We start from the raw sequence: 4,098 nt of genomic DNA, 5'->3' as shown, positions 1-4,098 counted from the left end.
CTGCCGCCGCCCCTGCTCACCTCGCTCCTGCTCTCCACACTCCTGAGTACGTTTCCGGCCGGGCCACCGGCCCGGTGGCCTCCCGCACCGCCCTCTGACACAGACGGCCGAACGGCCCCCAGGGTTCCACGGCTGGCGGGGTGCCCGGACCGGGCCCCCGCGGCGGCCCGGACGCGAGAGGCGCCCCGCGACAAGGCGCCCACCTGCGATTTCCCCGGGGCACGCACCGCATGCCCGGAAGGTTCACGAAAACGGCGACTGTGGCGGAACTCGCACCCGGAAACGCGGGGGGCCCCCCCCCCCGCGGGGGGGGGGGGGGGGGGGGGTCACGGTGATGCGCGGCGCGGACGTCAGTCGTCGTTCTTGCCCGACGGGGTCGTCTTGGCGATCTGCATCAGGAACTCGGCGTTCGACTTCGTCTGCTTCATCTTGTCGAGGAGCAGCTCGATGGCCTGCTGCGAGTCGAGCGCGTGCAGCACCCGGCGCAGCTTCCAGACGATGGCGAGCTCCTCGCTGTTGAGGAGGATCTCCTCCTTGCGGGTGCCCGACGGGTCGACGTCGACGGCCGGGAAGATGCGCTTGTCGGCGAGCTTCCGGTCGAGCTTGAGCTCCATGTTGCCGGTGCCCTTGAACTCCTCGAAGATCACCTCGTCCATGCGCGAGCCGGTGTCGACCAGCGCGGTGGCCAGGATGGTCAGCGAGCCGCCGTCCTCGATGTTGCGCGCGGCACCGAAGAAGCGCTTCGGCGGGTACAGCGCGGTCGAGTCGACACCACCGGACAGGATGCGGCCGGAGGCGGGCGCCGCGAGGTTGTACGCGCGGCCCAGACGGGTGATGGAGTCCAGCAGGACGACCACGTCGTGGCCCAGCTCGACGAGACGCTTGGCGCGCTCGATGGCCAGCTCGGCGACGGTGGTGTGGTCCTCGGCCGGGCGGTCGAAGGTCGAGGAGATGACCTCGCCCTTGACCGACCGCTGCATGTCGGTGACCTCTTCCGGACGCTCGTCGACCAGGACGACCATCAGGTGGCACTCGGGGTTGTTGGTGGTGATCGCGTTGGCGATCGCCTGCATGATCATGGTCTTGCCGGTCTTCGGCGGGGCCACGATCAGGCCGCGCTGGCCCTTTCCGATCGGCGACACGAGGTCGATGATGCGGGTCGTCAGCACGCCCGGGTCGGTCTCCAGGCGGAGCCGGTCCTGCGGGTACAGCGGGGTCAGCTTCTGGAACTCCGGGCGGCCGCGGCCGGATTCGGGTGCCATGCCGTTCACCGAGTCCAGACGCACGAGGGCGTTGAACTTCTCGCGGCGCTCGCCGTCCTTGGGCTGGCGCACCGCACCGGTGGTGTGGTCGCCCTTGCGCAGACCGGCCTTGCGGACCTGGGCGAGGGAGACGTACACGTCGTTCGGGCCGGGCAGGTAGCCCGAGGTCCGGATGAACGCGTAGTTGTCGAGGATGTCCAGGATGCCCGCGACGGGGATCAGGACGTCGTCGTCGGCGACCTGCGGCTCGTTCGGCGCGAACTCGTCGCGGCCACGACGGCCGCGGCGGTCGCGGTAACGGCCCCGGCGGCCACGGCGGCCGCCCTCGTCGTCGAAGTCGTCCTGCGGGCCGTTGTCCTGGCGGTCCTGGCGACCCTGCTGGCCCTGCTGCTGACGGTCCTGACGGCCGCCCTGCTGCTGGCGGTCCTGACGGCCGCCGCCCTGGCCACCCTGGCCCTGGCCGCCCTGGCCCTGAGCCTGGCCGCCCTGGCCCTGGCCCTGGTCGTCGGCCTTGGCGCCGCGGTCACGGCGGTCGCGGCGGCCCTCGCCGCGCTCGGCGCGGTCACCGCGGTCGCGGCGGTCACGCCGGCCGCGGCCCTCGCCCTCCTGGGCGGGCGCGGAGACGGCGGTGGCGGCCTCGGCCTTGGTCTCGGCCGGAGCGGTCGCGGTGACGGTCTCGGTCTTCGCCTCGACCTGCACGGCGGCGGGGGCCGCGGACTCCGGGCTGCCGGAGGGGGCCGTGGCCCGACGGCGCCGGCGCTCGCCGGCCGGGGCGTCCTCTCCCCCGCTCTCGGCTGCGCTCGAGCGGGAGGGGCCGCCTGCCGGCTGGCCCGGGATCTCGATCTGCGCCTGCGCGGCAGGCTTCTCGGCGGGCGCCTCGGCGGCGGCCTCGCCCGTACGGGCCTTGCTGGTGGCGCGGCGCTTCGGCTTGGCCTCGGCGGCGTCCGCGGCGGGAGCCGCGGCCTTGGGGGCGCTGCTGCCCGCCTGCGCCTCCTTGATGACCTCGATCAGCTGGCTCTTGCGCATCCGCGCGGTGCCCCTGATGCCGAGGCCCGACGCGACCTGCTGGAGCTCGGCCAGGACCATGCCGTCGAGGCCGGTACCGGAGCGGCGGCGCTTGGGCGCGGCTGCCGCGGCGGGGGCACTGGTGTCGACATTGGTGTCGGCAGCGCCCATCAGATCGGTGGTGTCGCTCACGAAGGGTCCTTCCCTGGAGCGGACGTCGGCCTGTCTGGCTCGGCGACCGGTTGTGCTGTCCGACGGCAGTCCATGACCTGACGGGTTACGGACCGCAGCCGGGGCGGTGGTCCGCCGATAGAAATACGGCGGAGAGAAACGTGCATGGGTGGTTCCGGCGAGAAGCCCCCGAGCTGGAAGCGTGGGAATGTCACGCCGATTCCGGAGCGTGCTCGAAACTGCTGGCAGCGATCAAAGCAGTCGGGGAGGCTCCCGGAAGAAAGGTGGTCCCGGATGGGGACACTGAGCACCGAGCCATGGCGGCTTCGGATGCGCACTTGAGACTAACACTACCGGATCCAACAGATATTCCCCCTCTCAATCACCGGCAATCGCGCCTTCCGCGCGGGCGGCCTGCCCCGGCCGCCCGCCCCTGGCGGGTGTGCCCGTACGGCCTAGCCGCCCTGGGTGCCCAGCGGAAGTACGCTCGCGCCCGCGGCGTCGAGGGCGAGCCGGTTCGCCGCCCACCCTTCGCCCGCGAGCTGCGCGACCTTGTCGGCCGCGCCGTTGTCGACCAGCGCGAGGACCGTGGGGCCCGCGCCGGAGATGACCGCGGGGATGCCGTCCGCCCGCAGCCGGTTGACGAGTGCGACGCTCTCCGGCATCGCCGGGGACCGGTACTCCTGGTGGAGCCGGTCTTCGGTGGCCGGCAGCAGCAACTCGGGACGCCTGGTCAGGGCTTCGACGAGCAGGGCCGCCCGGCCCGCGTTCACGGCCGCGTCCACGTGCGGGACATTGCGCGGCAGCAGGCCGCGCGCGGTCTCGGTCAGGACCGGCTTGGACGGGACGAAGACCACCGGAACGATGGAATCGGCGGGCTCCATACGGATCGCCCTGGCGCTGCCGCCGTCCATCCAGGCGAGGGTGAAGCCGCCGAGGAGACAGGCGGCGACGTTGTCGGGGTGGCCCTCGATCTCGGTGGCCAGTTCGAGCAGCGCCGCGTCGTCGAGCTTCGCCTCGCCGCCTATGGTCACGGCGCGGGCGGCGACGATTCCGGCGCAGATGGCGGCGGAGGAGGACCCGAGGCCGCGGCCGTGCGGGATGCGGTTGGCGCAGACGACCTCCAGGCCGCGCGGCTGGCCGCCCAGCAGGTCGAAGGCGGTGCGCATGGACCGTACGAGCAGGTGGCTCTCGTCCCGCGGGAGGGTGTCGGCACCCTCACCCGCGATGTCGATGTTCAGCCCCGAGTCGGCCACCCGGACGACGACGTCGTCGTAGAGCCCCAGGGCCAGGCCGAGGGCGTCGAAGCCCGGGCCGAGGTTGGCGCTGCTGGCGGGGACGCGCACCCGTACGGCGGCGGCGCGGAAGGCTGGACCGGCCATCGTCCGATGACACTCCTTGTGACTGTGCGAGACGAGATCTTCGCTGGCTCGCTGCGAATGTACTGGAGAACGTACGACACCCGAAGGCCCTCTGGGCAGCACCACGGTCATATGCGCGGTGGCGGATGTAAGTACAGCGTATCGAAGGAAGGTTCTCTCGCGACATAGGGCGCACAGGAGGCGCACGATGCGTGTCGGTGTCTTCCGCAGGATTGCGCCGAATACCGCTGACTTTTGTGCCGTACGACCTGAGTTGCCGGATTCCGCAGGCTCTGCGG

At 72.0% G+C, this 4,098-nt stretch carries 2 protein-coding genes; both read right to left on the bottom strand.

The genetic code is table 11. The annotated features are described in order from the left end of the window. Positions 1–350 precede the first annotated feature (350 nt). Positions 351–2,459, bottom strand: coding sequence for a transcription termination factor Rho (rho, locus tag ACFXA3_RS37505; RefSeq protein WP_385194896.1), 2,109 nt, complete (start codon positions 2,457–2,459; stop codon positions 351–353). Positions 2,460–2,893: 434 nt separating this feature from the next. Beyond that, complete coding sequence (gene thrB, locus ACFXA3_RS37500; RefSeq protein WP_054224690.1) at positions 2,894–3,820, bottom strand: homoserine kinase; 927 nt, start codon at positions 3,818–3,820, stop codon at positions 2,894–2,896. Positions 3,821–4,098: the final 278 nt, after the last annotated feature.

Origin of the sequence: Streptomyces sp. NPDC059456, assembly GCF_042750055.1 — a bacterium.
Classification (GTDB): domain Bacteria; phylum Actinomycetota; class Actinomycetes; order Streptomycetales; family Streptomycetaceae; genus Streptomyces.
The sequence above is the reverse complement of the archived record's forward strand: the minus strand, read 5'-3'. Positions and strand labels throughout refer to the sequence as shown.

What these genes read in the sequence shown, in the direction of transcription:
- thrB (WP_054224690.1), bottom strand. Translation starts at nt 3,820, where the DNA reads ATGGCCGGTCCAGCCTTCCGCGCCGCCGCCGTACGGGTGCGCGTCCCC.